The organism is Actinomyces sp. zg328 (assembly GCF_009829635.1).
Lineage (GTDB): Bacteria > Actinomycetota > Actinomycetes > Actinomycetales > Actinomycetaceae > Actinomyces > Actinomyces marmotae.
In genome coordinates this window covers 1-22,755 of the sequence record NZ_VWPE01000021.1, presented here as the reverse complement: position 1 = coordinate 22,755, position 22,755 = coordinate 1, and the positions used below count along the sequence as shown (strand labels likewise).

Sequence of the window (22,755 nt, the reverse complement as noted above, 5' to 3'; positions counted from 1 at the left end):
GAGACGCTGGCGTTCTCCACGGTGACGTTGGTGCGCCTACAGGGCGCGTGGCCGGCCGGTGGGGATCTGGCCGGCTGGGATGGGGGCGTAGGGGGCTCCGTCGTTGCGCGCCTGCTCGGCGGCCTCGACCCGGTCCATGATCAGTTCGACGATCCAGGCGTTGAGGCTGGGGGAGCGGCCCCCGTGGGCGAGGTCGTTGATCCAGGCAGCCCGGATGCGACCGATGGCGTACTCGTCGAGGCGCAGCGTCATCTTCTTGACGGTGGTGGTGCGACGGGCTGTCGGTCTGCCAGCGTTCGGCTGAACGCTGGCGTTGGTGTCAATGCCAGCGTTGTTCCTAATGCTGGCGTTGAGGTTGGCGGGATCGGGGCCTGCGGCCTTGGGGATGGAGGGGGTCGGGCGGCGGCGGGGTTGGGGCTTCATCGGGTCTCCTGGGGGAGGTGGCGGGCGACGGCGTCCAGGGCGAGCACGTAGTCGCGTCCCTCCTGGCGGGGGACGGGGACGCGGTTGGTGGCGGCCGTGGCCACGATTTCTCGTTCGGGCAGGGGGTGATCGATGACGAGGCCTGGGTGGGTCTGGCGCAGGACGTCGTGCCAGGCGACGCGGTCGAGGCGGTCGGGGCGCCACTTGTTGATGAGGATGCCGGCTGTACGCAGGGCCGGGTTGTAGAAGCGCGTCACGGCGTCGATGGTGCGGGTGAGCTCGTCGACGCCGTCGACGGCGGAGGCACGCGGCTCGGTGACGACGAGGACCTGGTCGGCAGCGGTCAGGGCTGCCAGGGTCAGCACGCCCAGGGCCGGCGGGCAGTCGATGAGGACGACGTCGTAGTCGTCGACGGCGCCCTCGAGGGCGTTGCTCAGGACGTGCTCACGTCCTGGGCTGGTGTCGGTCTCGCGTGAGGCGAGTGCCCGCTCGGCGGGCACGACGTCGATGCCGTCCCAGGCGGGGCCGGCTGGCGTGATGGCGCCGGCGATGGCGCCGGGGCCGGCCTGGCCCGTGGCCACGGCGGCCAGCACGTCGTTGAGGGTGCGGGTGGCGTCGTCGAGCTCGACGTCCAGGATGCTGGTGGCGTTGGCCTGGGGGTCGGCGTCGACGACGAGGACCCCCAGGCCGGCGGCTGTGAGACGGGCGGCGAGGTTGACGGTCGTCGAGGTCTTGCCGACGCCGCCCTTCTGGTTGGCGACGGCGATTGTGGTCGTGGTCATGGTGTTAGTCCTCGTGCGTTGTCGTAGGCGCCTGGGGCTCCCAGGGGATGCCGGGGCCCGCTGGCGCGCTGCGCTGGGCGGCGTGGTCGGGGGCCTGCCCGCTGGCGCGCCGACGGCCGATCTGGGCGGTGCTGTGGCGCAGGGAGGGGCCGATCTCATCGACCTGCATCTCCACGACTGTGCGCTGGGCGCCCTCACGGTCCGTGTAGGAGCGCTGCTGGAGGCGGCCCTGGGCGATGACGCGCATGCCCTTGGTCAGGGACTCCGCGACGTTCTCCGCGGCGTCGCGCCAGATTGAGCAGCGCATGAACAGCGTCTCCGCGTCCTGCCACTCGTTGGTCTGGCGGTTGAAGGTGCGCGGTGTGGACGCGATCGTGAAGGACGCGACCGCCGCACCCGACGGGGTGAAGCGCATCTCCGGATCCGCGGTGAGGTTCCCGATGATCGTGATGACGGTGTCGCCGGCCATGATGATCAGCCCTCCTCGGCGCGGGCGACGAGCGCCTCCGCGCGTAGGACGAGGTCGTCGAGGACCTCGGCGCTGGCGATGTCGCGCAGAAGGCGATCACGCTCGGCGTCGGTCAGGCCCTCGTCGCTCAGACGGGCGCGCAGATCGTCGAGGAGCGCAGTCGTGGCCCCGAGCAGTGTGCACTGCTGGGTGAAGCTCAGCGGGATGGTCACTGTCGCGGTGGGGTCTGAACTGGGCTGCTGGGTGTGCGTCGGTTTCACGGTCAGTTCCTTTCGATGGTGGGGTATGCGGGCTGGCCGAGGCCGGAGGCCCAGCCGTCGGCTCGGCCTTGTGCGGCGGCACGCAGGTCGGCGTCGACGTCCTTGCCGTGGGTGAGGTCGAGAGTGGCCAGGTGGTCCTGGACTCTTTGGGCGCGGGTTCGCACGGTCAGGGCGGTGCTCGTGCGCTCGGCCTCGTCGAGCCGGTCGATGGCGTCCTGACGGGTGGCACGGACGCGGTCGGCGACGCCGGCGGCGTAGGCGGCCATGTACCCGTTGCGCACGCGCTGGCGGGTGGTGGTTTTCATGGGCTTCCACCTGCGGGGGTTGTCGCGTCTCCAGGTGGCCCAGCCGAGGGCGGCGTGGGTGAGCAGGGAGTGGGTGAGGGGCTCGAGCCAGTCGAGGTCGTCGGCGACAGCGACGAGGTGGACATCGACGCCGGGCCCGCCGTCGGCGGTGCGCCAGCGGCGGCGGTCGGTGAAGTAGGCGCCGGCGCCGCCGGCTCGGGCGACATGGCCGATGCCGTAGGCCAGGGCCAGGGACGCGGTGGACGTCCCGCCGGCGACGGTGAGACTGCGCGTGGCCACCTCGCGACTGCGGGCGTCGGGGTCGTCGGTCAGGCCGGTGATGGAGTGGCGGGCCATGAGCACGGTGGCCCTCTCCATCGCGAGCTCGCGCTCGGCCGGGCTGGCCGCCTCATCGCCGGCAATCGCCAGCAGCCGGCGGATCGTCCGCCGCGCCTTGTCGTCGACGCTCACCAGCCCCACCCCCCAAGACCGGCGTTTGCCGAAACGCTGGCGTTGGACGTAACGCCAGCTTTAGGAGCATGGCGGTGTACCCAGGACCTGACGAGCACGTCGGCGTGCTCGACGGCGACGACGATCCACTGGAGCCACGCCCACGACCCGGAGGTCGCAGGTTCGAATCCTGTCCCCGCTACGAGACCGGAGGCCCCGGCACCAGCAGGTGCCGGGGCTTTCTGCTGCCCGGGCACGTACGGGGCGGGCACCCACGAGCCGTCGGCAGCGCGTTCCGCGGTGGGCGGTGCTGTTCGCACCCACTGGTGCATTCCGCACTGAGCGGTGCTGTTCGCACCCACTGGTGCGGGCAGGACGCACCAGTGGGTGCTAACGGCACCTCTCGGTGGCGAAGGCGCCAGTGGGCGCCGGCGATCTCCCGGTGCCGCGGGACGTCAGTCCGCGGGTGCGTGGGCCCGCTTTTCGCTAGCCTTGGCACCATGACAACCGAGAAGCCCGGCGCGACGACGCGCACAGAGTCCGACTCCATGGGGACCATCGAGGTCGCCTCCGACCGCTACTGGGGCGCCCAGACCGAGCGCTCCCTGCACAACTTCGACATCGGCCGCAACACCTTCGTGTGGGGTCGGCCCATGGTCCGCGCCCTCGGCGTGCTCAAGAAGTCCGCCGCCCTGGCCAATGCCGAGCTCGGCGAGCTCCCCCAGGACATCGCCGATCTCATCGCCGCCGCCGGGGATGAGGTCATCGCCGGAAAGCTCGATGATCACTTCCCGCTCGTCGTCTTCCAGACCGGCTCGGGTACCCAGTCCAACATGAACTCCAACGAGGTTATCTCCAACCGCGCCATCGAGTTGGCCGGCGGGCAGAGGGGCTCCAAGACCCCCGTTCACCCCAACGACCATGTCAACCGCGGCCAGTCCTCCAACGACACCTTCCCCACGGCCATGCACATCGCCGTGGTCAGCGAGTTGGCGGCCATGTACCCGCGCGTCGCGCAGCTGCGCGACACCCTGGCCAAGAAGTCCGAGGAGTACAAGGACGTCGTCATGGTGGGCCGCACCCACCTCCAGGACGCCACCCCCATCACCCTGGGCCAGGTCATCTCCGGGTGGGTCGCCCAGATCGACTTCGCGCTCGACGGCGTCCGTTACGCCGACTCCCGCGCCCGCGAGCTCGCCATCGGCGGCACCGCCGTCGGCACCGGCCTCAACGCCCACCCCGACTTCGGCAAGCTCTGCGCCGCGAAGATCAGCGAGGAGACCGGCATCGAGTTCACCCAGGCCGACAACCTCTTCGCGGCTCTGGGCGCGCACGACGCCCTCGTCCTGGTCTCCGGGGCGCTGCGCGTGCTCGCCGATGCGCTCATGAAGATCGCCAACGACGTGCGCTGGTACGCCTCCGGCCCGCGCAACGGCATCGGTGAGCTGCTTATCCCCGAGAACGAGCCCGGGAGTTCGATCATGCCCGGCAAGGTCAACCCCACCCAGTGCGAGGCCATGACCATGGTGGCCGCGCAGGTCTTCGGCAACGACGCCGCCGTCGGCTTCGCTGGATCCCAGGGCAATTTCCAGCTCAATGTCTTCAAGCCCGTCATGGCCTGGAACGTCCTGGAGTCCATCCGCCTGCTCGGCGACGCCTGCGTCTCCTTCGACACCAACTGCGCCTACGGCATCGAGCCCAACCTGCCCAAGATCGAGGCGAACCTCGCCACGAACCTCATGCAGGTCACGGCCCTCAACCGCCACATCGGCTACGACAAGGCCTCCAAGATCGCCAAGAACGCGCACCACAAGGGCCTGTCGCTGCGCGAGTCCGCCCTCGAGCTCGGCTTCGTCACGGAGGAGGAGTTCGACGCCTGGGTGGTGCCCATGGATATGACGCACCCCAGCGCTGCCGAGTGAGACGCGCCCGCTGAGAACCGCTGGCCAGTGCCCAGGCGGACCGGCTCAACAGGCCAACCCGGCGATGCCGACGACGGCGCCCGCCCTCCTATCCCGGAGGGAGGGCGCCGTCGTCGTGGCCACGACCCTCATCGGATGCGCCGCCGGCGGGATCGTCTCGGCCGTCCGCCAGTCGCGCGCGTGGCCAGCCATCCGGCGGTGGCCAGCCGCCCCCTGACCAACCACCCGGCGCCGGCCTGCGGGCCGCGGACCGGTCTCGTCGCTGTTTTCGACCGGTCTCGCTCCTATTTTCGACCGGTCTCGGTTTATGAGGGAACTTTATGGAGTCGTGACGGTGGTTCCCAGCAGCGGGGAATGAGATGAGAAGATTAGGTGTTGGGTCATGCGGCATCACCCGCCGCGCGCCGCCAGGCGCCGGACTGAACGAGTGGCAGCCCAGGCCCCACACCACGAGGAGAGCACGTCGATGAGTGGTGAGATCGAGTTCGACTCCGTCACCAAGCACTATCCCGTACCCCGGCGCGCCAGGCGCCAGGGGGCGGACGCCTCGGCGGGCCCCGCCGTCAACTCCTTCAGCGCCACCATCGCCCAGGGGACCACCACCGTCCTGCTCGGCTCATCGGGCTCGGGCAAGACCACGCTCATGCGTATGGTCAACCGGATGGTCGAGCCCACCAGCGGGCGCGTCCTCATCGACGGCGAGGACGTCGCCGGTCGGGATCCCGTCGCCCTGCGCCGCTCCATCGGCTACGTCATGCAGAACGGCGGTCTCCTGCCGCACCGCCGCGTCATCGACAACATCACCCTCGTGCCCCGGCTCAATGGCACGAGCCGGGCGGAGGCCGCCCACCGCGCCCACGAGCTCATGGACATCCTCGGCCTCGACCCCGCTCTGGCCGAGCGCTACCCCCATGAGCTCTCCGGCGGGCAGGCCCAGAGGGTCGGCGTCGCCCGGGCCCTCGCGGCCGACCCCGCGATCCTCCTCATGGACGAGCCCTTCGGCGCCGTCGACCCCCTCGTGCGCCGCGAGCTGCAGGCCGAGACCGCCCGCCTCCAGCGCGAGCTGGGCAAGACGATCCTGTTCGTCACCCACGACGTCGATGAGGCCCTGGCCCTGGGTGACGAGATCATCGTCCTGCGCGAGGGCGCCCGGATCGCCCAGCGCGGCACCGGCCCCCAGATCCTCCATCACCCGGCCGACGCCTTCGTCGAACGCTTCCTCGGCCTCGACGACGACATCCGGGCCTCCCGCCTGCGCGAGACGGCCGTGCGTGACTCCGGCGCCGGCTCGCCGTCCCCACCGTCCCCCGTGCCCGAGGCCGCCGAGGTGCCGCGCCCATGACCTGGATCCTGGCCAGCCGCGCCCTCATCCTCAGTTGCCTGGAGTCCCACCTCGCCCAGGCGCTGCCCGCGATCGTCGCCGCCCTGCTCATCACCATCCCCCTGGCGCGCCTGGCCCAGAGGGTCCGCCCCCTGCGCGGCCTCATCACCACCGCGGCCTCGCTCCTGTACGCGATCCCCTCCCTCGCGCTGTTCGTTATCCTGCCGATCCTCCTGGCCACCGGCATCCGATCCACGCTCAACGTCGTCGTCGCCCTGGCCCTCTACGCCCTGGCCCTCCTCGTCCCCGCCACCGTTGAGGCCCTCGACGCCGTCGACCACCGCGCCCTCGACGCCGCCACCGCCATGGGCATGGGGCGGCTGCGCCGATTCGTCACCGTCGAGCTGCCACTGGCGGGCCCGGCCATCCTCGCCGCCCTGCGGGTGACCACCGTCTCCACGATCTCGCTGACGACGGTGGGCGCGGTGCTGGGCGTGCGCAGCCTCGGCTGGCTCTTCACCGACGGCTTCGAACGGGGCATCTGGCCCGAGATCATCACCGGCGTGCTGCTGACCGCCCTGACCGCCTTCGTGGTGGACCTGCTCATCGTCGCCGGCGGGCGCCTGCTCATGCCCTGGTCCCGTGGCGGGGGAGCCCGGGCGGGGAGGGCCGCCGCATGAGGCTCCTCCTCGACGCCCTCGCCTACATCGCCGACGGCGCCCACTGGTCCGGCTCCATGGGCATCGCCCGGCTCCTGGCGCAGCACGCCGCCTACTCCCTCGCCGCCGTGGCGATCGCCGCCCTCATCGGAATGCCCATCGGGTGGTGGATCGGGCACACCGGCCACGGTCGGGCCCTCGTCATCGCCCTGACCGGCGCCGTGCGCGCCCTGCCCACCTTGGGGCTGATCACCATGTTCGGCCTGGCCCTGGGCATCGGGCTGAGGGCGCCCATGATCGCCCTGGTCATCCTCGCGCTCCCCTCCGCCCTCGCCGGGGCCTACTCGGGCGTGGAATCCGTGGACCCCACCGCCGTCGACGGCGCGCGAGGGGCGGGCATGAGCCCGCTGCAGATCCTCACGCGGGTCGAGATCCCGCTGGGCGCCCCGATCATGCTCGGCGGCCTGCGCGCCGCCTCCCTGCAGGTCATCGCCACGGGCGCCCTGGCCGCCTACACCGGCGCGGGGGGCTTGGGCCGCCTGATGTTCCTCGGGCTCAAGACCCAGGACTACCCGATCATGCTCGCCGCGGCGCTCCTGGTGATCGCCCTGGCCCTCTTCTCCGAGGGGCTCTTCGCGCTCCTCCAGCGGGCCAGCGCGCCCGCGGGATCGCGCCACCGGCGCAAGGAGGCCTCATGAACCGCCAGAACCACCCCGTCACGCGGCCCACCCGGCGCGCCATGCTCGCGGGCCTGGGCGCCGGGGCCGCGGCCCTCCTGGCCGGCTGCTCCGATGCGAACCCCTTCGCTGTCCACCGCCGCAAGGGCAGCATCGTCGTCGGCAGCCAGCAGTACTACTCCAACGAGATCATCGCCGAGCTCTTCGCCCAGGCCATCGAGGCCAAGGGGCTCACCGTCCAGCGGGAGTTCCGCATCGGCCAGCGCGAGGCCTACCTGCCCGAGATCGCCAGCGGCTCGATCGACGTCATCCCCGAGTACGGCGGCAACCTCCTGCAGCACTACCAGCGCGTCTCGGCGACGGCGGGCACCGGTCCCGCCGCTGGGGCCGCATCCCCCGCCGCCGGCCCCACCACCGCCGAGGCCGTCCAGGAGGAGCTCACCCGGATCCTGCCCGGCGGATTGCGGGTCCTGGCGCCCGCGGAGGCGACCGACCAGGACTCCTTCGCCGTCACCCGCGCGAGCGCCGAGGAGCACGGCCTGACCTCCATCGGCGACCTCGCGGGCCTCGGCCGCGCGGTGCGCATGGCCGCCAACAGCGAGTTCATGGCCCGCCCCTACGGGCCAGCGGGCGTCAAATCCGTCTACGGGGTCGATATCGAGGTCACCCCCGTGGAGGACTCCGGCGGGCCGCTCACCGTCAAGGCCCTGACCGACGGGAGCGTCGATGTCGCCGACATCTACTCCTCCGATCCCGTCATCGAGGCCAATGGCCTGGTGATCCTGGAGGACCCCGCCGGGCTCATCGCCCCTCAGCGCGTCACGCCGCTGGTCGCCGAGGCCCTGGCGCCCACGGCCGTGGAGGCCATCGACGCGGTCTGCGCGCGCCTGGGACCGGGCCAGCTGCGAGCCCTCAATGCCCGCTCCACCGGCGAGCAGCTCGCCGCCGAGGTCATCGCCGCCGACTGGCTGGCCGCCCAGGGTCTCGCGGGCTGAGCGGCGCCCGGCCCGCGGTGCCGACGCCCGCCCAGCAGGCCTGAGGAGGGCCCGTCAGCCCAGCCCCGGAGCCGCTGCGGTGGAGGCCCTGACCACGAGCCGGGGCACGATCACCTGCTCAGTGGGCAGGTAGTTGTTCGCCGCGCGGCCGATCGCGCGCTCCAGCGCCAGGCGCGCCATGAGATCCGTGTTCTGGTCGATCGTCGTCAGGGTCACCGGCCCGGCCTGCGCCCGCCGGGCGTTGTCGAAGCCGACGACGCTCACCCGCTCCGGCACCGCTGCCCCGGCCGCCCTCAGGCCCAGGACGATGCCGCCGGCCACCCGGTCGTTGAAGGCGACGACGCCGGTCGGCAGGCGCTCCAGCCCGCCGGCCGCCAGGGCCTTGTCCACCATCGCGGCTGCGGCGGCGAGCCCGTGCTCCTGCTCGATGCCCCCTGGCAGGACCATGACCTGATCCCCCAGGCCGTGCGAGCCCATCGCCTCCAGGTACCCGGCGGCGCGCTCGGCCGAGGATGGCGCCGTGCCGCCGTCGACATGCGCGATCCGCCGGTGCCCCAGGGAGACGAGGTGCTCGACGGCGAGCGCGAGCCCGCCCCGGTCATCAATGCGGATGACGTCCACCGCGGGGCTGGCGACCGGCCGGGCGATCGTCACCACCGGTACCTCATCGGCCAGGCTCCTCAGCCGCGCCGCGCCGATGGAGGGAGCCACCATGATGAGCGCGTCAACGCGGTCGCGCAGCAGCGTGTCCGCGGCACGGCGGTCATCGATCGTGTCGATGACGGCCGATAGGACGAGCCGGTGCGTCGTGGCGCTCTCCGCGGCGTGGTAGAGGCTCTCGATGAGCCCGGCGTGGAAGGGCTGGTGGACGGCGAAGGTCACCCCGATCAGGCTTGAGCGCGCCGACCGCAGGGCCCGCGCCTGCTGATCCGCCCGATAACCGAGCCGCTTGGCGACGGCCTTGACGCGACGACGGGTCTCCTCTGAGGCTCCCGCGGCGTCCCGCATGACGATCGAGGCCATCGACACGGAGCAACTGGCCTCCCGGGCGACATCGACCAGCGTCACCCTCCTGCTCCTGCCACGGGGCATAGCGCCATCCTCCCTTAGTCCCGCGCCGCTCACGCGGCGCCTGACCGGGGCGCCCGCCCAGCGGCGGTCGCCTGAGACTGGAAAGTAATAATTTTAGAACGTTCTGTCGAGAGCGGTGGTCGGATGAACCGCCTGCCAGCAGCGAAAAGAGGTGGATGAGGGCGCAGAGTTCGTGCGCTCACGGTCCAGGGGAATTGGAACGTATTACGGTCTACGGCGTCGCCAGGATCACAGTGATGATGCTGTGGGCTCCCGGCCTGAGCACCCAGACACGACGAAGGAGTCAGGAAGCATGACATCTCGCGAACCCGTCAGGATCGCGTTGGTCGGTGCCGGCAGAATCGGCTCTCACCACGCCACCGCGATCGCTCACGAGCTCCACACCGCGGAGCTCGTCGCCGTCGTCGACCCCCGCGTCGACGCCGCGACCGCCCTGGCCACCGATCTCGGCGCCCGCCCCGAGGCCGATGCCCGGGCCGTCCTCGCCGACCCCGGCGTCGATGCCATCGTCGTCACGACCCCGGCCGCACTCCACCGCGACCTCATCGTCGAGGCGGCCAAGGCCGGCAAGCACGTCTTCACCGAGAAGCCCCTGACCACGGAGCTGGCCGAGGCCGACGAGTGCGTGGCCGCCGCGGCCCAGGCCGGCGTGGTCCTGCAGGTCGGCTTCAACCGCCGCTTCGCCCCCGGGTTCGCCGCTGCGAGGAGGGTGGTGGACGATGGCCGCGTCGGCACCCCGCAACTGCTGCGCTCGCTCACCCGCGACCCCGGCCCCTACGGCGGAGACCCCGAGCGCACCCCGCTGTGGACGATCTTCCTGGAGACCCTCATCCACGACTTCGACACGCTGCGCTTCCTCAACCCCGGATCCGAGGTCACCGAGGTCACCGCCCACGCCGATGCCCTCATCCGGCCGGACGCCCGGCAGGCCGGCTTCCTTGACACCTCGATCGTCCACCTGCGCTTCGACAACGGCGCCTTCGCCACCGCCGAAGCCTCCTTCAGCGCCACCTACGGCTACGACGTGCGCGGCGAGGTCTTCGGCGACGGCGGCATGGCCGTCGCCGGATCCGGCCGCACCAGCGATATGGAGTACTACGGCCCGGACGGCGTCGCCTACGGAACCTCCCGGGCGGACACCGATCTCCTCCACAGCGCCTATGTGGCCGAGTTCGCCGCCTTCGTCGGGGCCGTGCGCGGCGAGGCCCCCGCCATCCCCACGGGCGAGGACGGCGTCAAGGCCCTGGAGATCGCCCGGGCGGCCATCCTCTCGGTCCAGCAGTCCCGCACCGTGTCCTTGGGGGAGGTGGCCCGATGAGCGCGGTGACCGTGCCCGAGGGCAATGCCTTCTCGTTGGCGGCTTGCGCGGAGATGATCTACCTCGACAAGCCGTTCATGGAGCGCGTCGAGGCCATCGCCGCGCGCGGCTTGGGCGTGGAGATCTGGGACTGGACTGCCAAGGACCTCCGGGCGCTGGCCGCCCGCCGCGCCGACGGGGCGCGCGTGGTGTCCATGACCGGATACGTCGAGGGCGACCTGACTACCGACGCCGGTGTCACCCGCCTGCTTGAGACGGCCGAGCAGTCACTGCGCGCGGCCGAGACTCTGGAGTGCCCGGTGCTTAACTTCCACGGCACCGGCCTGGGCGAGGGCGGTATCCCCGTCGTCGCCAACGCCCACCCCACCCCGGGCGACTGGCTGCGCGCCGCCGATACCTGCGCCCGCCTGGCCGAGCTCGGGGCCAGGGAGGGGCGCGTGTTCACCCTGGAGAACCTCAACACCGCGCTCGACCACCCCGGCTGCCCCTTCGCCTCGGCGGCCGACGCGCTGGCCCTCGTGCGCGCCGTCGACTCGCCGCACCTGAGGATCAACCTCGACCTGTACCACGCCCAGATCGGGGAGGGAAACCTCATCGAGCTGTGCCGCCAGGCCCTGCCCTGGATCGGGGAGCTCCAGGTCGCCGACGTCCCCGGCCGGGCCCAGCCCGGCACCGGGGAGATCAACTACCGTGCCATCGCCACCGCCCTGGCCGACATGGGCTACCGCGGCAACATCGGCATGGAGGCCTTCGCCTGGGGCGCCACCGACGCGGACGAGCCCGGCTCCACCGCCGCCACCAATACCGCCCTGGATCAGTTCATCACCACCTTCACCGTAGGAGGCCCCGCATGAGCGACAATGCCAGCGCGGCCGTCCAGGCGCGCCACGCCGACGCGGGGACCCCCGCGGAGAAGGCCCGCGTCGATAAGCGCCTGCTCACCATCCGCACGATCGCCACACTCGGCGGCCTCCTGTTCGGCTACGACACCGGCGTCATCTCCGGCGCCCTGCCCTTCCTCGCGCGCGGCGCCGAGGAGGGCGGGCTGGGCCTGACCGCCTTCCAGGAGTCGATCGTCACCTCCTCGCTCACGATGGGGGCGGCTATCGGGGCCATCGTCGGCGGGCGGCTGTCTGACCGCTACGGGCGCAAGAAGAACATCTACACCGTCGCCGTCATCTTCCTCATCGGGGCGCTCGGTTGCGCCTTGGCTCCGGACTACCCGGCCCTCGTGGCCTTCCGCTTCTTCCTCGGCCTGGCCGTGGGAGGCGCCTCCGCCACCGTGCCCGTCTACCTCTCCGAAATGGCGCCGGTGACGATCCGCGGCACCATGGTGGCGCGCAATGAGCTCATGATCGTCACCGGTCAGCTGCTGGCCTACTCCTTCAACGCGTTCATCGCCGTCATGTGGCCGCAGGCCCACGTCTGGCGCTGGATGCTCGTCATCGCCTCGGTTCCCGCCATTGGCCTGTGGATCGGCATGCACCTACTGCCGGAGTCCCCGCGCTGGCTCGCGAGCCAGGGGCGCGCGGCCGACATGTGGCGGGTCCTCAACGAGGTCCGCATGGCCGACGGCGTCGAGGATGAGGGCCGCGACATCATCCACCGCGTCGAGGAGGAGGCCGCGCTCGGCAAGGGCTCCTGGGCGGACCTCAAGACCCCGTGGATCGGGAAGATCACCGCGATCGGCATCGGCCTGGCGGCCCTGTCGCAGCTCACCGGCGTCAACGGCATCATGTACTACGCCCCGACGATCCTCCAGACCACCGGCCTGGGCACCCAGGCGGCCCTTGTCGCGACGATCGCCAACGGCGTGGTCTCGGTGGTGGCCGTATCCATCGGCATCGGCTTCCTCAAGAGGATGCCCCGCCGGCGCATGATGCTCATCGGCCAGACCGGCGTGGTCATCTCGCTGATCCTGCTGGGCTCGATGTTCCTCCTGCCGGAGTCGGCGGCGCGCTCCTACCTGGTGCTGCTGTTCATGCTCACCTTCCTGTTCTCCATGCAGTGCTTCATCGGCCCGACCTTCTGGCTCATGCTCTCGGAGATCTTCCCCATGCGCGTGCGAGGGCTGGCCAACGGCGTGGCGGTGTTCTGCAACTGGATGGGCAACGTCATCGTGGCCTTCGCCTTCCCGAACCTCATCGCGGCGGTGCAGGGCAACACGTTCTTCGTCTTCGCCGTGATCAACGCGTGCACGCTGGTGTTCTACGCGAAGTTCCTGCCTGAGACCTTCGGCCGCACCCTGGAGTCCCTCGAGCGGCACTTCGAGGAGAAGTACTCCTGAACCTGACCGGTTCGGGTGCTAAGCGGCGGCGGCGCCGTCGGGCTGGTGACGCGGCTCGACGGCGCCGCCGCCATCCCAGCGCCCAGGGGCGCCGGCCCCGCGCGGCGCCCGAGGGAGGCTCATGCCTCCGGCGCCCTCCGTGATCGTCCCCGCAGCCCCGGATGCGTCCACGCGACGGTGAAGGACGCCGTGAGCACTGCCAGCGCGAGGCCGAAGGGAGCCAGGGGCCGCCAGCCGTAGAGCGCCGTCGCCGTGACGGGGGCGAAGACCCATGTCACCGCGCCCGTGGCGTTGAGGATGCCCGCCACCCCGCCCTGCTCGACGGCGGTGACGGAGAGCGAGCCGCCCGCCGTGAAACCGGGCCCCACCAGTCCCATGGCGGCGCCCAGGAAGAGCGTCGAGATGATCATGATGGGCAGGGCGGGCGCCAGTGCCAGCGCCACCAGCGCGACCAGGGCGATGGCCAGGCCGATGCGGATGAGCCTGCGGGGCGGCCATCCCAGGCGCGGCACCGCGACGAGCTGCATGAGCATGGCCCCCGCCGCGTTGGCCAGCAGCATGAGCGCCGTCAGGCTCACCGCGCGCTCCGGGGCCAGGCCGAGGCGGTCCTGGACGATGAAGCCGACGATGATCTGGACCACCCCCGCGCTGAAGAACATGCCCAGGCCCGAGCCGATCCAGGGCAGCAGGCGCGGATCCCTCCAGGACACGCGCGGTGGGAGGGCGGCCGCGCGCGTCGCCGGCGCTCCTGTCGGGCCCGCTCCCGCGGGGGAGGACGGCGGCGCCTGGCCCCCGGAGGGCGGACGGGAGCCGTCGTGAGGGATCCACAGCAGGCCGATGAGCAGGGCGATCGCCACGAAGGCCGGCGTGGCGTACACCGGGGCCAGGATCGACCACGCCCCCAGCGCCGAGGAGACCACAGAGCCGATGAGGATCGACATCTGCACGGCGCCGGCGAAGGCGGACATTCCCCTCACCCGGGCGCGCTCATCCGGCGTCATCTCGGCGATAAGCGCCTGGCCGGTGGGCGGGATCGCCGCGACCGCGCCGCCGAAGAACGGGCCGCGGGCTGTCACCACGGCCACCGCGGCGGCGCCCGCCCCCAGCAGGCCGGCGCTGCGCAGTCCCACCGCGGCGGCGAAGAGGCAGCCCGCGATCATGGCCAGGGTGAGGGCGCTCAACAGCACGCGGCGGCGCCCCCAGGCGATCGACCGGCGCCCCCAGAACTGCGAGAGGGAGGCCACCGTGAGCGCGGCCAGGGAGACGGCCAGGCCGACGATCCACTCGCGCAGGCCGAGCGCCCGGGCCAGGGGAGCGATCGACGCGTTGAGCATGTTCTGCGCCACGTAGGTGAACAGGACGATGGCGAGCAGCGCGCGCAGCGTGGCGCGGGCCGTGCCTGTGACCTGGGATGCGGGAATCGAGGGGGAGGGCAGGGGCACAGGCGCACTCTAGATCATGGCTGGGGCGGCGGCGCCCGGTGAGCCGCGCCTGCCGGGCCGCGGCTCGCGAGCGACCTCCGGTACCTGGCAGGATGGCTCCCGTGAGCGCGAAGCATGTGGGAATGATCTGGGCCCAGGACGCAGCCGGTGTCATCGGCGCCGATGGGGGGATGCTGTGGCGCGTCCCCGACGACTTCAGGCACTTCCGCGCCTCCACCCTCGGCTGCGGCCTGGTCATGGGCCGCGCCACCTGGGGCTCCCTGGGTGGGGCGCTGGCCAGGCGCCGCAACGTGGTCCTCACCCGCCAGCGCGGCTGGTCCGCGGAGGGCGCCCTGTGCGCCCCCGACCTCGTCTCCGCCATCGACCTGGCGGGAAGGGGCCTTGACGCCGAGCTCGGCCCTGACCAACGCGCGAGGGCCGGGGCGCTGCCCCGCGTATGGGTCATCGGAGGCGGCAGCGTCTATGCCCAGGCCATGGAGGCTGATGTGGCGGGCCTGCTGCTCGTGACCACTCTCGACCTCGCCGTCGACGCCCCCGACGGTGCTGTGCGGGCGCCCCGCATCGCGGAGGATTCCTGGGCGCGCGATGCCGCGCTGTCCGACCCCGAGGGCGCATGGCGGCCCGTCTCCGGGGACGCCGCCTGGCGGATCGACGCCTGGCGGCGTCGGTGATCGATCCGCCGGCGATCACCGGCCCGGCCGGGAGGATGGTTCTCCCGGGGCTCCCAGGGCTCCCAGACCGCGCTCAGACGGCGACGGGCGCCTTGATCGAGGGGTGGTGCTGGTAGCCCTGCGAGGCGTCGATGTCGTCCATCGCGTAGGCGTCGATCGACTCCGCCTTCTCCAGGCGCAGCGTCGGGAACGGGTGGGCCCTCGGCACGCGGGACAGCTGCTCGCGCACCTGCTCGACATGGTTGGAGTAGATGTGGCAGTCCCCGCCGGTCCACACGAGCTCGCCCGGCTCGAGCCCGGCCTGCTGGGCGAGCATGTGGGTGAGCAGGGCGTAGGAGGCGATGTTGAAGGGAACACCGAGGAACATGTCCGCGCTGCGCTGGTAGATCTGCAGGCTCAGGCGGCCGTCGGCCGCGTAGCACTGGAAGAAGGCGTGGCAGGGGGCCAGGGCCATGCGGTCCAGTTCGCTGACGTTCCAGGCCGACACCAGCATGCGCCTGGAGTCGGGGTCGGTGCGCAGCGTGTGGATGAGGGCGGTGATCTGGTCGATGGCCCCGCCGTCGCGCGCGGGCCAAGAGCGCCACTGGGCGCCGTAGACCGGGCCGAGCTCGCCGTCGGCGTCGGCCCACTCGTCCCAGATGGTGATGCCGTGCTCCGTGAGCCAGCCGATGTTCGTGGCGCCCTTGAGGAACCACAGCAGTTCGCCCTTGACCGCCTTCATCGCCACGAACTTCGTGGTGATGCGGGGGAATCCGGCGGCCAGGTCGTAGCGGAGCTGGCGGGCGAACAGGGAACGGGTGCCCGTGCCGGTGCGGTCGCCCTTGGGCGCGCCGTTGAGGAGGACGTCCGCGAGGAGCTCCTCATAGGCGACGTTGACGCCGTCGGGCGCCCTCAGGCCCAGGGACTCCAGTGCTGGTGTGCCGCTCATGCCTCGATGACCTCCAGGGCGGGGACGAAGGGGGATGCCGGGCCGAGCGCCGCCTGGGCGCCCTCGATGACCTGGTTGGCCAGGGCCCGCCCACCCGAGTAGCCGATGGCCGCGCCGATGCCCAGCGGCAGGAGCCGGCCCAGCGCGATGGCTCCGCCCTTGGCCGCCGCGCGCTTGGCCAGGCGCTTGGCGAGCTGTCCGTTGATGCTCTTGGCGGTGGGGATCGGCATCTGGGCCAGGGACTGGGCCGCCCAGAAGAGGCTGGCCAGGCCGAGCTGGCCCTGGACCGCCTCGGAGCCCTCGCGGCCCAGGAGCGCCGAGAGCACGAGGGCTCGCCGCTTCTCCGGCTCGACGACCCGCAGCCCCTGGAGCTCGGCGACGGTGAGCACGTAGGTGACGGCGGAGCCGATGAAGACGGCCGTCTGACCCACGGTGAGGGCCGCCGCGCTGGCGGTGCCGATCGCCGGAAGGGCCGCCGAGGCGCCGACGGCGCCGGAGGACAGGCCCGCCTCGTTGCGGAAGCGGTCCGCGGCGAGCGCGACGAGTTCGGCCGTGTCCGCGCCGGGGCGGTCGCGGCGCATGCGGGCCACGCGCTCGGTGATGCGCGAGGCGGGGATCGCGATCGCCTTGTCGACGGCCGCCTCGATCATGGCGGTGGAACGGCTCACGGATGCTCCTGGTGCGTGGACGGTGTTGGTGGTGGGAATGGCGCGGGGCTGGGCGCCCCGGGGCACCGGGCGGCGCCCCGGGGCGGGGGAGGGCGCCGGCGTCAGGCCGCGGGCTCGGCGTCGGGGTCCTGGACGATGAGCAGGCGGACCTGGGGGCTCTTCTCCAGGGTGTGGCCCACGGTGCAGGAGCGGTCGATCGCGCCGTCGACGCGCTGGCGCAGGACGGCGAGCTGCTCCGCGCTCAAGGATGAGTAATCGGCGACGAGTTGAACCTCGAAGGAGTCGTAGCGCTCGTCTTCATCGTTCTTGGTGGTCGCGCACACGACGTTGGCGTCGAAGTCCTCGCCGAGGGCCTTGGTCAGGCGGTGGTCCGCGGACAGGGAGTTGCAGGTGGCCAGGGCGAGCTTGAGCAGCTCCCCGGGGGAGAACTCCCCGGGGCCAGTGCCGATGCGCACCTCGGCGCCGGAGTGGTTGCGGCCCACGTACTGGCGCGTGCCGGTGCGCTCGGCCCAGACGGAGTTCTTCTCGGTAGGGATGATGGAGGGGGTATCGCTCATGGGCCGATCGTGGCACGCCCAGTCGGTCCGATACCACTGGGGCACGCGCGAAGAGCCCGCCGTGCGCGCAGGGCGGACACGGCGGGCCGGTGGGAATACTCCGGGGAGGAGCGGGAGCGGGGAGGCGGGCGGTCAGTGCGAGCCCAGCCAGGCGGCGGCGCGGGACTCCTCATCGGCGATGACCCGCCCGGCCATCGACATGGCCTTGTCCTCGATGGCGCGGCCCACCAGGGGCACGGTGACCTTGAGCTCCAGGTCCACCTCGACGACGGTCTGCCCACCGCTGGGGCGCATGGTCAGGGCGCCCGAGGAGCGCACGGGCGCGCCGCCAGCGTCGATGCTCAGCGTGCCGGTGCGCGAGCCATCCTCGGCGGGGCCGCCCCAGGCCTCGGTGACGGTGAAGGACACGCCCGAGCGCACCAGGCGGCGGGCGGCCGAGGGCAGGGAATCGGCGGGGACGGTGCCGCTGGCGGTGGCGGAGAAGCCGTCGCCCTGGGCCGTCACCTCGCTGGTGACGGTCCCGGAGCCGAGCCGGGCGACCCTTCCGCGCTGGTACTCCGGGTCCGCCAGCATGGTGGCGACCCTGGCGGGATCGGCGGGGTAGGTGATGGTCACTGTCTTCCTCATGTCCTAGAGCCTGCCATGGAGGGGGCCAGCGCGCCACGGGCGGTCGGCTCGACTAGGCTTCCACTGTGACGCCGATCCTCCCGCCCCAGTCGCGCGCCTCCATCGACCTGCCGCCGCGCGACCTCGACTGGATCCGCCACCTCATCGCGGACTGGCAGGTCATCGCCGATCTGTCCGTGTCCGACCTGGTCCTGTGGGTCCGCGGCCTGAGCGGTCGCTTTGTGGCGATCGCCCACTGCCGCCCCTCCACGGGGCAGACGGTCCACTTGGAGGAGGTGGTGGGGCGCCGCATGCCCGCCTCACGCGAGATCGCCGCCCTGGAGACCCTCACCACCGGCACTATCCTGGTCATGTCCGACCCCCAGTGGACCGGGACCACCGCGGTGCGCGAGGAGTACGTGCCCGTGCTCCACGAGGGCCGGGCAGTCGCCGTCGTCACGCGGGAGACGCGCGTGGGGGTCATGCGCGGGGAGCGCTTCGGCAACCAGCCCCTCAAGGCCCTCGCCGACTCCCTGTGCCAGATGATCTCCGAGGGGGCCTTCCCGATCCTCGGCGGAGTGACCGCGCTGCGGCACGGCACCCCGCGAGTGGCCGACGGCGTCGTCCAACTCGACGCCGAGGGCGCCATCGTCTACGCCAGCCCCAACTCCCGCTCCTGCCTGCACCGGCTGGGCATCGTCGGGGAGATCGTCGGCGCGCACCTGGCATCGGCGATCACGGACATCATCCCCGAGCGCACGCCGGTGGACGAGACCATGGCGGTTGTCCTCATGGGCAGGCAGGCCTGGATCACGGAGATCGAGATCTCTGGCGTCTTCCTCGTCCTGCGGGCGATCCCCCTCATCGTGCACGGGGAGAGGGCCGGAGCGATCCTCCTGGTCCGCGACGTCTCCGAGCTGCGGCGCCGTGAGCAGGTCCTCATGAACAAGGACGCCACGATCCGGGAGATCCACCATCGGGTCAAGAACAACCTGCAGACCGTCTCCGCCCTGCTAAGGATGCAGGCCCGCCGCGCCACCAACGATGAGACCCGCCAGGCGCTGGCCGAGGCGGAGCGGAGGGTCGCCGCGATCGCCACCGTCCATGAGGCGCTGAGCCACAATGTCGACGAGACTGTCGACTTCGACGAGGTCTTCGAGTCCATCCTGCGCACCGCCGCGGTCGTCGCCACGCCCTCGGGGCAGGTCAGGACCGTGCTGGAGGGGTCCTTCGGCATCGTGGACGCCGACTCCGCCCAGGCCCTGGCCACGGTGCTGGCCGAGCTGGTGACCAACGCCGTCGAGCACGGGCTTGAGGAGCGCGACGGCACCGTCACCGTGCGCGCGCTGCGGGACGGCGAGCGGATCGAGGTCCATGTCATCGATGACGGCGCGGGCATCGAGCCCGGAGCCGTCATGACCGGCCTGGGCACGAGGATCGTCCAGACGCTCGTTCGCGGCGAGCTGCGCGGCAGTATCGACTGGGAGCCCGTCGTCGATGAGGAGGGGCGCCCCCGCGGGACCGACGTCGCCATCATCGCCAGGCTGGCGAGCCGCGGCGAGCCCGTGCTCGGCTGAGCCGCCGCGCAGCTGGGGCGCCGCGCCACTGAGCCGCCGCGCGGCGTGGCCCGGCCCCGAGCGTGCCCGGTGGGTGTAGGACGGCGGCCCCCGCCTCATCCGAGGTCAGGGGCCGCCGTTCAGGTGTTGGTCGATGCTCGTGGAGCGCGCGGTGAACCGGTCTCGTTGCCGTTTTCGACCGGTCTCGGTCTTGTTTTCGACCGGTCTCGGTCAGGAGGAGCGGCGGGCGCGGGCGGCGCGGCGCTTGAGGGAGCGGCGCTCATCCTCGCTCATGCCGCCCCAGACGCCGGCGTCCTGGCCGTTCTCCAGGGCCCACTTGAGGCAGGTCTCGACCACATCACAGCGGGCGCACACCTCCTTGGCCCGGGCGATCTGGGCGATGGCCGGGCCGGTGTTGCCCACCGGGAAGAAGAGCTCGGGGTCGACGGTGAGACAAGCAGCCTGGTTACGCCAGTCCATGAAATGCTTCCTTACGGGCAGGTGAGTCAAGAGGGGAGAGCCGAGCGCGTGGTGTCCACCTGGTAGGGGGGCAGAGTGGTCGTCGCGCGTCCTGGGGACACTTTCACACGCCGTACCCCCGACGGCAAGACCTGACGCGTGTGAGACCGCCAATGAAAAGATGTCGCAATTATCACAGCTGCGATTCCCTGTCGGTCCGCGCTCTCACGCATGGCCTGACGCCCCCTGAGCGGCCTCGCCGCGAACCACCTGCAAGGGCGTGAAACGCCCGTGATCCACGAGCACGCCCCGGCCCGGGGCCAGAGGGGCGCGGGGGTCGATCACCCCTCGCAGCGGCGCCCCGGCCACCTGCGCCGCCGGCCCCGCGCCCGGGCACAGGATGACCAGCGATCCCCTCTCCTTGAGCGTCATCAGCGGGCCCCGGAAGGATCCCGCCACGCGCTCGGTCGTCGCCGAGACGAGCACCGGCCGCCCCTCGCGCAGCGCGGCGGCGATCTCCGCCTCCGCCTGGGCGTGAGAGGCCTGGGGGAGGAGGTCGGCATCGTCGATGACCAGCGGGGATGCTCTCCCCGGCGCCTCGGCGGCGAGTGCTCCCTCCAGCGCCCGCAGCGCCGTGGTGCGCCCCGATCCAGGGGGCCCGGTCACGAGGACGGCGCCACGGGGAACCGGGAGAGGAGCGGCGTCGTCTCCCCCGACCGCCCAGGCCCCGGCGGGCAGCAGCGATGGGCGCGCCTCGCGGGGGATCGGCGCCAGGCGCAGCGGGCGGGCGGCGGCGAGGCCGGGAGCGGCCCTCTCGCCGGGCGCGGGCAGGAGGATCTGGATGGGCGTGGACTCCGCGCCGTCCACCAGCGCCCCTCGGCCGGGCGCCGCGCCGGTGACCGCGCCCCGGGGCATCCCGGCCAGCGAGGCGAGGGCCGGCGTCGAGGCCCCCAGGACGACGCGGTGCCGCAGGGCCCCCGCCCACCGGGTGTTGGCCAGGCCGAAGGGGGCGCTGATGAGCAGAGCCGTCCCCGTGGCCGGCGCGATCCGCACCAGCGCCTCCACGAGCTGCTGGCCCTCGCCTGGACCCAGCGCCTCCTCGACGGCGGGGATGAGAGAGTCGACGTCGTCCAGGACGAGGATCTCACCCGTCAGCCGGCCCTCCGCCGCCAGGCGCCACAGGCGCGCAAGCCGCCGGGGGTCATCCGGGCCCACCACGGTGCCCATGCCCACGGCGCCCTGGGCCAGCGCTGACAGGGGGCTCGGCCCACCGCAGCGGTGGACGACGCGGCCCGCCGCCAGCGCCCCGAGCGCCGCCGAGTCCAGCGCCGTGGTCCTGCCCGATCCCGCCTGACCGAGCACGAGCAGTGATTCCCCGGTGTCCCAGTGCCACAGTCCCAGCGACTGCTCCTCGGGCAGATCCGTCATCGCCAGGGCCACGCCCTCGCGCCTGCCCGCCCGCGAGCCTCCGGGGCGGCCGGCGGTCACGACCAGTTCGTCGGCCCGCCCCCTGTGGGCGCGCTCGGGCAGCGGCGGGGCCCAGGGCCGCCACGGGCCAGTGGAGCCCGCGCCACTGCCCTTCCCCGGCCCCCGACCGGGGGAGCGCGGGCTCTGATGGGCCTGGTGCACCTGCTCCACAAGCGCCTCAAGCCGCCCGCGCGGGCCGCACCAGGGTGCCTGGAGGACCTCCTGGCTCCTGGAGGCGGCGCAGCCCTCGACGATGACCCTGCCCGGGTGGCGGGGGAGCAGGGCGGCGCCGTCATGGCCGATGACGTCCCGCGAGTCCGCCGGGTCCAGCACCCGCAGGCAGGCCCGGATCGTCGTGTTGGCGCGCATCGCCGGTGAGACCGCGCCGGCGGGGCGCTGCGTAGACAGGATGAGGTGGACGCCGAGGCTGCGGCCCTGAGCCGCCACCCGCACGAGGGCGTCGAGGACCTCGGAGTGCTGGTCCGCGAGGGTCGCGAACTCATCGACGGCGATGAGCAGGCGGGGAGGGGCCTGCTCGGGGGCGAGCGCGCCGTCCGCGGGAGCCGAGGCGCATCGGCGCTCGAGCTCGCCCAGGTCCCGGGCCCCATGCGCGGCGAGGAGGCGCTCTCGGCGCCGGAGCTCGGCCTCCAGCGAGGACAGCGCCCGGGCTGTGGCGGCGGGGTCAAGATCCGTGAGCACGCCCGCCGTGTGCGGCAGGTCCTCCAGGGGGCCGAAGGCCGCCCCGCCCTTGTAGTCGACGAGCACTAGGCACAGCCGCTCCGGCGGCGCCTCCAGGACCAGTTGCAAGAGCCATGCGGTGAGCAGTTCGGACTTCCCCGAGCCCGTCGTCCCGGCCAGAAGGGCGTGGGGCCCGTCGGCCACGAGGTCCACGTCGACGGCGCCGCGCGGCCCGACGCCGAGGATCGCGGGCAGCCGCATCCTGCCGGGGCTTGTCAAGCGCCACCGCTCGCGGATGGCTCGCGCGCTGACAGGGCCGGTGAGCTCGCCCAGGAGGACTCCCTCGGGGGGAGCCAGGGGATCCTCCGCCCCGGTGGGAGCGCCTCGCCCGTGCGGCCCGGCGGGACTGGAGCGCCGGGGGAGCTGGCGGCCTGAGGCGAGGAGGACCGCCTCCCACCAGCGATCGGTGATGGCTGGGGCTCCTCTGGGAGCGCGTCGCGCGCTCAGCGCTCTCGCGGGCAGCCCCGTGCCCCGGGGCGCGATGAGCAGCTCGGCGCGATCGCCGCGCCAGGTCGCCACGATCCCGGTGGAGTCGGCGTCCCCGACCATTTGGAGGTCCAGGGCGCCGCGGCTCGTGCCGAGCGCCGCCGAGGGGGCCGCGCCCGGGGTCCTCCAGCTCGCTGGGGAGTGGGGGACCAGGGCTCGCGCGGCCCCCGGGGCCCGGGAATCGCCGGGCTCGCCGGGCCCGCCCGGCTCGCCCGGCGCAGCGGGCGCAGACGCGCCC

The 22,755-nt window shown here is 72.4% G+C and carries 23 protein-coding genes; 10 read left to right on the top strand and 13 right to left on the bottom strand.

Annotated features, from left to right (window positions below; all coding sequences use genetic code 11):
- Positions 1 to 36: 36 nt before the first annotated feature.
- The 5 genes from GVV75_RS08700 to GVV75_RS08680 are packed head-to-tail and all read right to left on the bottom strand — an operon-like array spanning position 37 to position 2,689.
- Complete coding sequence (locus tag GVV75_RS08700; protein WP_159718576.1) at positions 37 to 423, bottom strand: hypothetical protein; 387 nt, start codon at positions 421 to 423, stop codon at positions 37 to 39.
- On the bottom strand, positions 420 to 1,205 hold the full coding sequence (locus GVV75_RS08695) for a ParA family protein (RefSeq protein WP_159718578.1): 786 nt from the start codon (positions 1,203 to 1,205) through the stop codon (positions 420 to 422). Before GVV75_RS08695 ends, GVV75_RS08700 begins: the two co-directional genes overlap by 4 nt.
- Before the next feature lie 4 nt (positions 1,206 to 1,209).
- A complete protein-coding gene (locus GVV75_RS08690; RefSeq protein ID WP_268891856.1) occupies positions 1,210 to 1,674 on the bottom strand; it encodes a single-stranded DNA-binding protein in 465 nt (154 codons plus the stop codon).
- Positions 1,675 to 1,679: 5 nt separating this feature from the next.
- The gene (locus GVV75_RS08685) at positions 1,680 to 1,934 is read right to left on the bottom strand and encodes a hypothetical protein (RefSeq protein WP_159524309.1); all 255 of its coding nucleotides are present in this window, start codon (positions 1,932 to 1,934) and stop codon (positions 1,680 to 1,682) included.
- 2 nt (positions 1,935 to 1,936) lie between these two features.
- Positions 1,937 to 2,689 carry a DUF2786 domain-containing protein gene (locus GVV75_RS08680; protein ID WP_159718580.1) on the bottom strand — a complete coding sequence of 251 codons (753 nt, stop codon included), beginning with the start codon at positions 2,687 to 2,689 and terminating at the stop codon, positions 1,937 to 1,939.
- Between the two features lie 479 nt (positions 2,690 to 3,168).
- On the opposite strand from GVV75_RS08680, the gene fumC reads away from it, so the two are divergent.
- From fumC to GVV75_RS08655, 5 genes are all read left to right on the top strand, one after another.
- The gene (gene fumC / locus GVV75_RS08675; protein ID WP_159524311.1) at positions 3,169 to 4,590 is read left to right on the top strand and encodes a class II fumarate hydratase; all 1,422 of its coding nucleotides are present in this window, start codon (positions 3,169 to 3,171) and stop codon (positions 4,588 to 4,590) included.
- A gap of 466 nt (positions 4,591 to 5,056) precedes the next feature.
- Positions 5,057 to 5,932, top strand: coding sequence for an ABC transporter ATP-binding protein (locus GVV75_RS08670; RefSeq protein ID WP_159524312.1), 876 nt, complete (start codon positions 5,057 to 5,059; stop codon positions 5,930 to 5,932).
- Complete coding sequence (locus GVV75_RS08665) at positions 5,929 to 6,591, top strand: ABC transporter permease (RefSeq protein WP_159718584.1); 663 nt, start codon at positions 5,929 to 5,931, stop codon at positions 6,589 to 6,591. Before GVV75_RS08670 ends, GVV75_RS08665 begins: the two co-directional genes overlap by 4 nt.
- A complete protein-coding gene (locus tag GVV75_RS08660) occupies positions 6,588 to 7,268 on the top strand; it encodes an ABC transporter permease (protein WP_159626321.1) in 681 nt (226 codons plus the stop codon). The genes GVV75_RS08665 and GVV75_RS08660 overlap by 4 nt, the downstream gene beginning before the upstream one ends.
- Positions 7,265 to 8,242, top strand: coding sequence for an ABC transporter substrate-binding protein (locus tag GVV75_RS08655; RefSeq protein WP_159524315.1), 978 nt, complete (start codon positions 7,265 to 7,267; stop codon positions 8,240 to 8,242). Before GVV75_RS08660 ends, GVV75_RS08655 begins: the two co-directional genes overlap by 4 nt.
- 54 nt (positions 8,243 to 8,296) lie before the next feature.
- Here GVV75_RS08655 and GVV75_RS08650 read toward each other — a convergent pair whose 3' ends face one another.
- Positions 8,297 to 9,310 (bottom strand): LacI family DNA-binding transcriptional regulator, encoded by a 1,014-nt coding sequence (locus GVV75_RS08650; RefSeq protein WP_159524332.1) that lies wholly within the window; start codon positions 9,308 to 9,310, stop codon positions 8,297 to 8,299.
- A gap of 316 nt (positions 9,311 to 9,626) precedes the next feature.
- On the opposite strand from GVV75_RS08650, the gene GVV75_RS08645 reads away from it, so the two are divergent.
- From GVV75_RS08645 to GVV75_RS08635, 3 genes are read left to right on the top strand one after another with little or no spacing between them, the layout of a single operon-like run.
- On the top strand, positions 9,627 to 10,652 hold the full coding sequence (locus GVV75_RS08645) for a Gfo/Idh/MocA family oxidoreductase (protein WP_159814356.1): 1,026 nt from the start codon (positions 9,627 to 9,629) through the stop codon (positions 10,650 to 10,652).
- The gene (locus GVV75_RS08640) at positions 10,649 to 11,506 is read left to right on the top strand and encodes a TIM barrel protein (protein ID WP_159814354.1); all 858 of its coding nucleotides are present in this window, start codon (positions 10,649 to 10,651) and stop codon (positions 11,504 to 11,506) included. Before GVV75_RS08645 ends, GVV75_RS08640 begins: the two co-directional genes overlap by 4 nt.
- Positions 11,503 to 12,939, top strand: coding sequence for a sugar porter family MFS transporter (locus GVV75_RS08635; RefSeq protein ID WP_159814352.1), 1,437 nt, complete (start codon positions 11,503 to 11,505; stop codon positions 12,937 to 12,939). Before GVV75_RS08640 ends, GVV75_RS08635 begins: the two co-directional genes overlap by 4 nt.
- Positions 12,940 to 13,058: 119 nt before the next feature.
- Here the strand turns inward: GVV75_RS08635 and GVV75_RS08630 are convergent, their stop codons facing one another.
- Positions 13,059 to 14,360, bottom strand: a complete 1,302-nt coding sequence (locus GVV75_RS08630; protein ID WP_442858389.1) for an MFS transporter — start codon at positions 14,358 to 14,360, stop codon at positions 13,059 to 13,061.
- Positions 14,361 to 14,473: 113 nt separating this feature from the next.
- On the opposite strand from GVV75_RS08630, the gene GVV75_RS08625 reads away from it, so the two are divergent.
- Complete coding sequence (locus GVV75_RS08625; protein WP_442858388.1) at positions 14,474 to 15,052, top strand: dihydrofolate reductase; 579 nt, start codon at positions 14,474 to 14,476, stop codon at positions 15,050 to 15,052.
- A 73-nt stretch (positions 15,053 to 15,125) separates the two neighbouring features.
- Here GVV75_RS08625 and GVV75_RS08620 read toward each other — a convergent pair whose 3' ends face one another.
- The 4 genes from GVV75_RS08620 to GVV75_RS08605 form a co-directional block, all read right to left on the bottom strand.
- On the bottom strand, positions 15,126 to 15,980 hold the full coding sequence (locus GVV75_RS08620) for a thymidylate synthase (RefSeq protein ID WP_159814348.1): 855 nt from the start codon (positions 15,978 to 15,980) through the stop codon (positions 15,126 to 15,128).
- A complete protein-coding gene (locus tag GVV75_RS08615; RefSeq protein WP_159718600.1) occupies positions 15,977 to 16,630 on the bottom strand; it encodes a hypothetical protein in 654 nt (217 codons plus the stop codon). Before GVV75_RS08615 ends, GVV75_RS08620 begins: the two co-directional genes overlap by 4 nt.
- A 119-nt stretch (positions 16,631 to 16,749) precedes the next feature.
- Positions 16,750 to 17,205, bottom strand: a complete 456-nt coding sequence (locus tag GVV75_RS08610) for an OsmC family protein (protein ID WP_159524321.1) — start codon at positions 17,203 to 17,205, stop codon at positions 16,750 to 16,752.
- Positions 17,206 to 17,337: 132 nt separating this feature from the next.
- Positions 17,338 to 17,832 carry a DUF2505 domain-containing protein gene (locus GVV75_RS08605; protein ID WP_159524322.1) on the bottom strand — a complete coding sequence of 165 codons (495 nt, stop codon included), beginning with the start codon at positions 17,830 to 17,832 and terminating at the stop codon, positions 17,338 to 17,340.
- 65 nt (positions 17,833 to 17,897) lie between these two features.
- Here GVV75_RS08605 and GVV75_RS08600 point away from each other — a divergent pair, with 65 nt between their 5' ends.
- Positions 17,898 to 19,388, top strand: a complete 1,491-nt coding sequence (locus GVV75_RS08600; protein ID WP_159524323.1) for a sensor histidine kinase — start codon at positions 17,898 to 17,900, stop codon at positions 19,386 to 19,388.
- A 210-nt stretch (positions 19,389 to 19,598) separates the two neighbouring features.
- On the opposite strand, the gene GVV75_RS08595 is transcribed toward GVV75_RS08600, so the two are convergent.
- Together GVV75_RS08595 and GVV75_RS08590 are read right to left on the bottom strand one after the other, a co-directional pair.
- Positions 19,599 to 19,847, bottom strand: coding sequence for a WhiB family transcriptional regulator (locus GVV75_RS08595; RefSeq protein ID WP_159524324.1), 249 nt, complete (start codon positions 19,845 to 19,847; stop codon positions 19,599 to 19,601).
- Between the two features lie 204 nt (positions 19,848 to 20,051).
- Positions 20,052 to 22,755: FtsK/SpoIIIE domain-containing protein (locus GVV75_RS08590; protein ID WP_159814346.1), on the bottom strand; the 2,704-nt coding region annotated here is incomplete at its 5' end.

What these genes read in the sequence shown, in the direction of transcription:
- GVV75_RS08700 (WP_159718576.1), bottom strand. Translation starts at nt 423, where the DNA reads ATGAAGCCCCAACCCCGCCGCCGCCCGACCCCCTCCATCCCCAAGGCC.
- GVV75_RS08695 (WP_159718578.1), bottom strand. Translation starts at nt 1,205, where the DNA reads ATGACCACGACCACAATCGCCGTCGCCAACCAGAAGGGCGGCGTCGGC.
- GVV75_RS08690 (WP_268891856.1), bottom strand. Translation starts at nt 1,674, where the DNA reads ATGGCCGGCGACACCGTCATCACGATCATCGGGAACCTCACCGCGGAT.
- fumC (WP_159524311.1), top strand. Translation starts at nt 3,169, where the DNA reads ATGACAACCGAGAAGCCCGGCGCGACGACGCGCACAGAGTCCGACTCC.
- GVV75_RS08670 (WP_159524312.1), top strand. Translation starts at nt 5,057, where the DNA reads ATGAGTGGTGAGATCGAGTTCGACTCCGTCACCAAGCACTATCCCGTA.
- GVV75_RS08665 (WP_159718584.1), top strand. Translation starts at nt 5,929, where the DNA reads ATGACCTGGATCCTGGCCAGCCGCGCCCTCATCCTCAGTTGCCTGGAG.
- GVV75_RS08660 (WP_159626321.1), top strand. Translation starts at nt 6,588, where the DNA reads ATGAGGCTCCTCCTCGACGCCCTCGCCTACATCGCCGACGGCGCCCAC.
- GVV75_RS08655 (WP_159524315.1), top strand. Translation starts at nt 7,265, where the DNA reads ATGAACCGCCAGAACCACCCCGTCACGCGGCCCACCCGGCGCGCCATG.
- GVV75_RS08645 (WP_159814356.1), top strand. Translation starts at nt 9,627, where the DNA reads ATGACATCTCGCGAACCCGTCAGGATCGCGTTGGTCGGTGCCGGCAGA.
- GVV75_RS08640 (WP_159814354.1), top strand. Translation starts at nt 10,649, where the DNA reads ATGAGCGCGGTGACCGTGCCCGAGGGCAATGCCTTCTCGTTGGCGGCT.
- GVV75_RS08635 (WP_159814352.1), top strand. Translation starts at nt 11,503, where the DNA reads ATGAGCGACAATGCCAGCGCGGCCGTCCAGGCGCGCCACGCCGACGCG.
- GVV75_RS08625 (WP_442858388.1), top strand. Translation starts at nt 14,474, where the DNA reads ATGGCTCCCGTGAGCGCGAAGCATGTGGGAATGATCTGGGCCCAGGAC.
- GVV75_RS08620 (WP_159814348.1), bottom strand. Translation starts at nt 15,980, where the DNA reads ATGAGCGGCACACCAGCACTGGAGTCCCTGGGCCTGAGGGCGCCCGAC.
- GVV75_RS08615 (WP_159718600.1), bottom strand. Translation starts at nt 16,630, where the DNA reads ATGATCGAGGCGGCCGTCGACAAGGCGATCGCGATCCCCGCCTCGCGC.
- GVV75_RS08610 (WP_159524321.1), bottom strand. Translation starts at nt 17,205, where the DNA reads ATGAGCGATACCCCCTCCATCATCCCTACCGAGAAGAACTCCGTCTGG.
- GVV75_RS08605 (WP_159524322.1), bottom strand. Translation starts at nt 17,832, where the DNA reads ATGAGGAAGACAGTGACCATCACCTACCCCGCCGATCCCGCCAGGGTC.
- GVV75_RS08595 (WP_159524324.1), bottom strand. Translation starts at nt 19,847, where the DNA reads ATGGACTGGCGTAACCAGGCTGCTTGTCTCACCGTCGACCCCGAGCTC.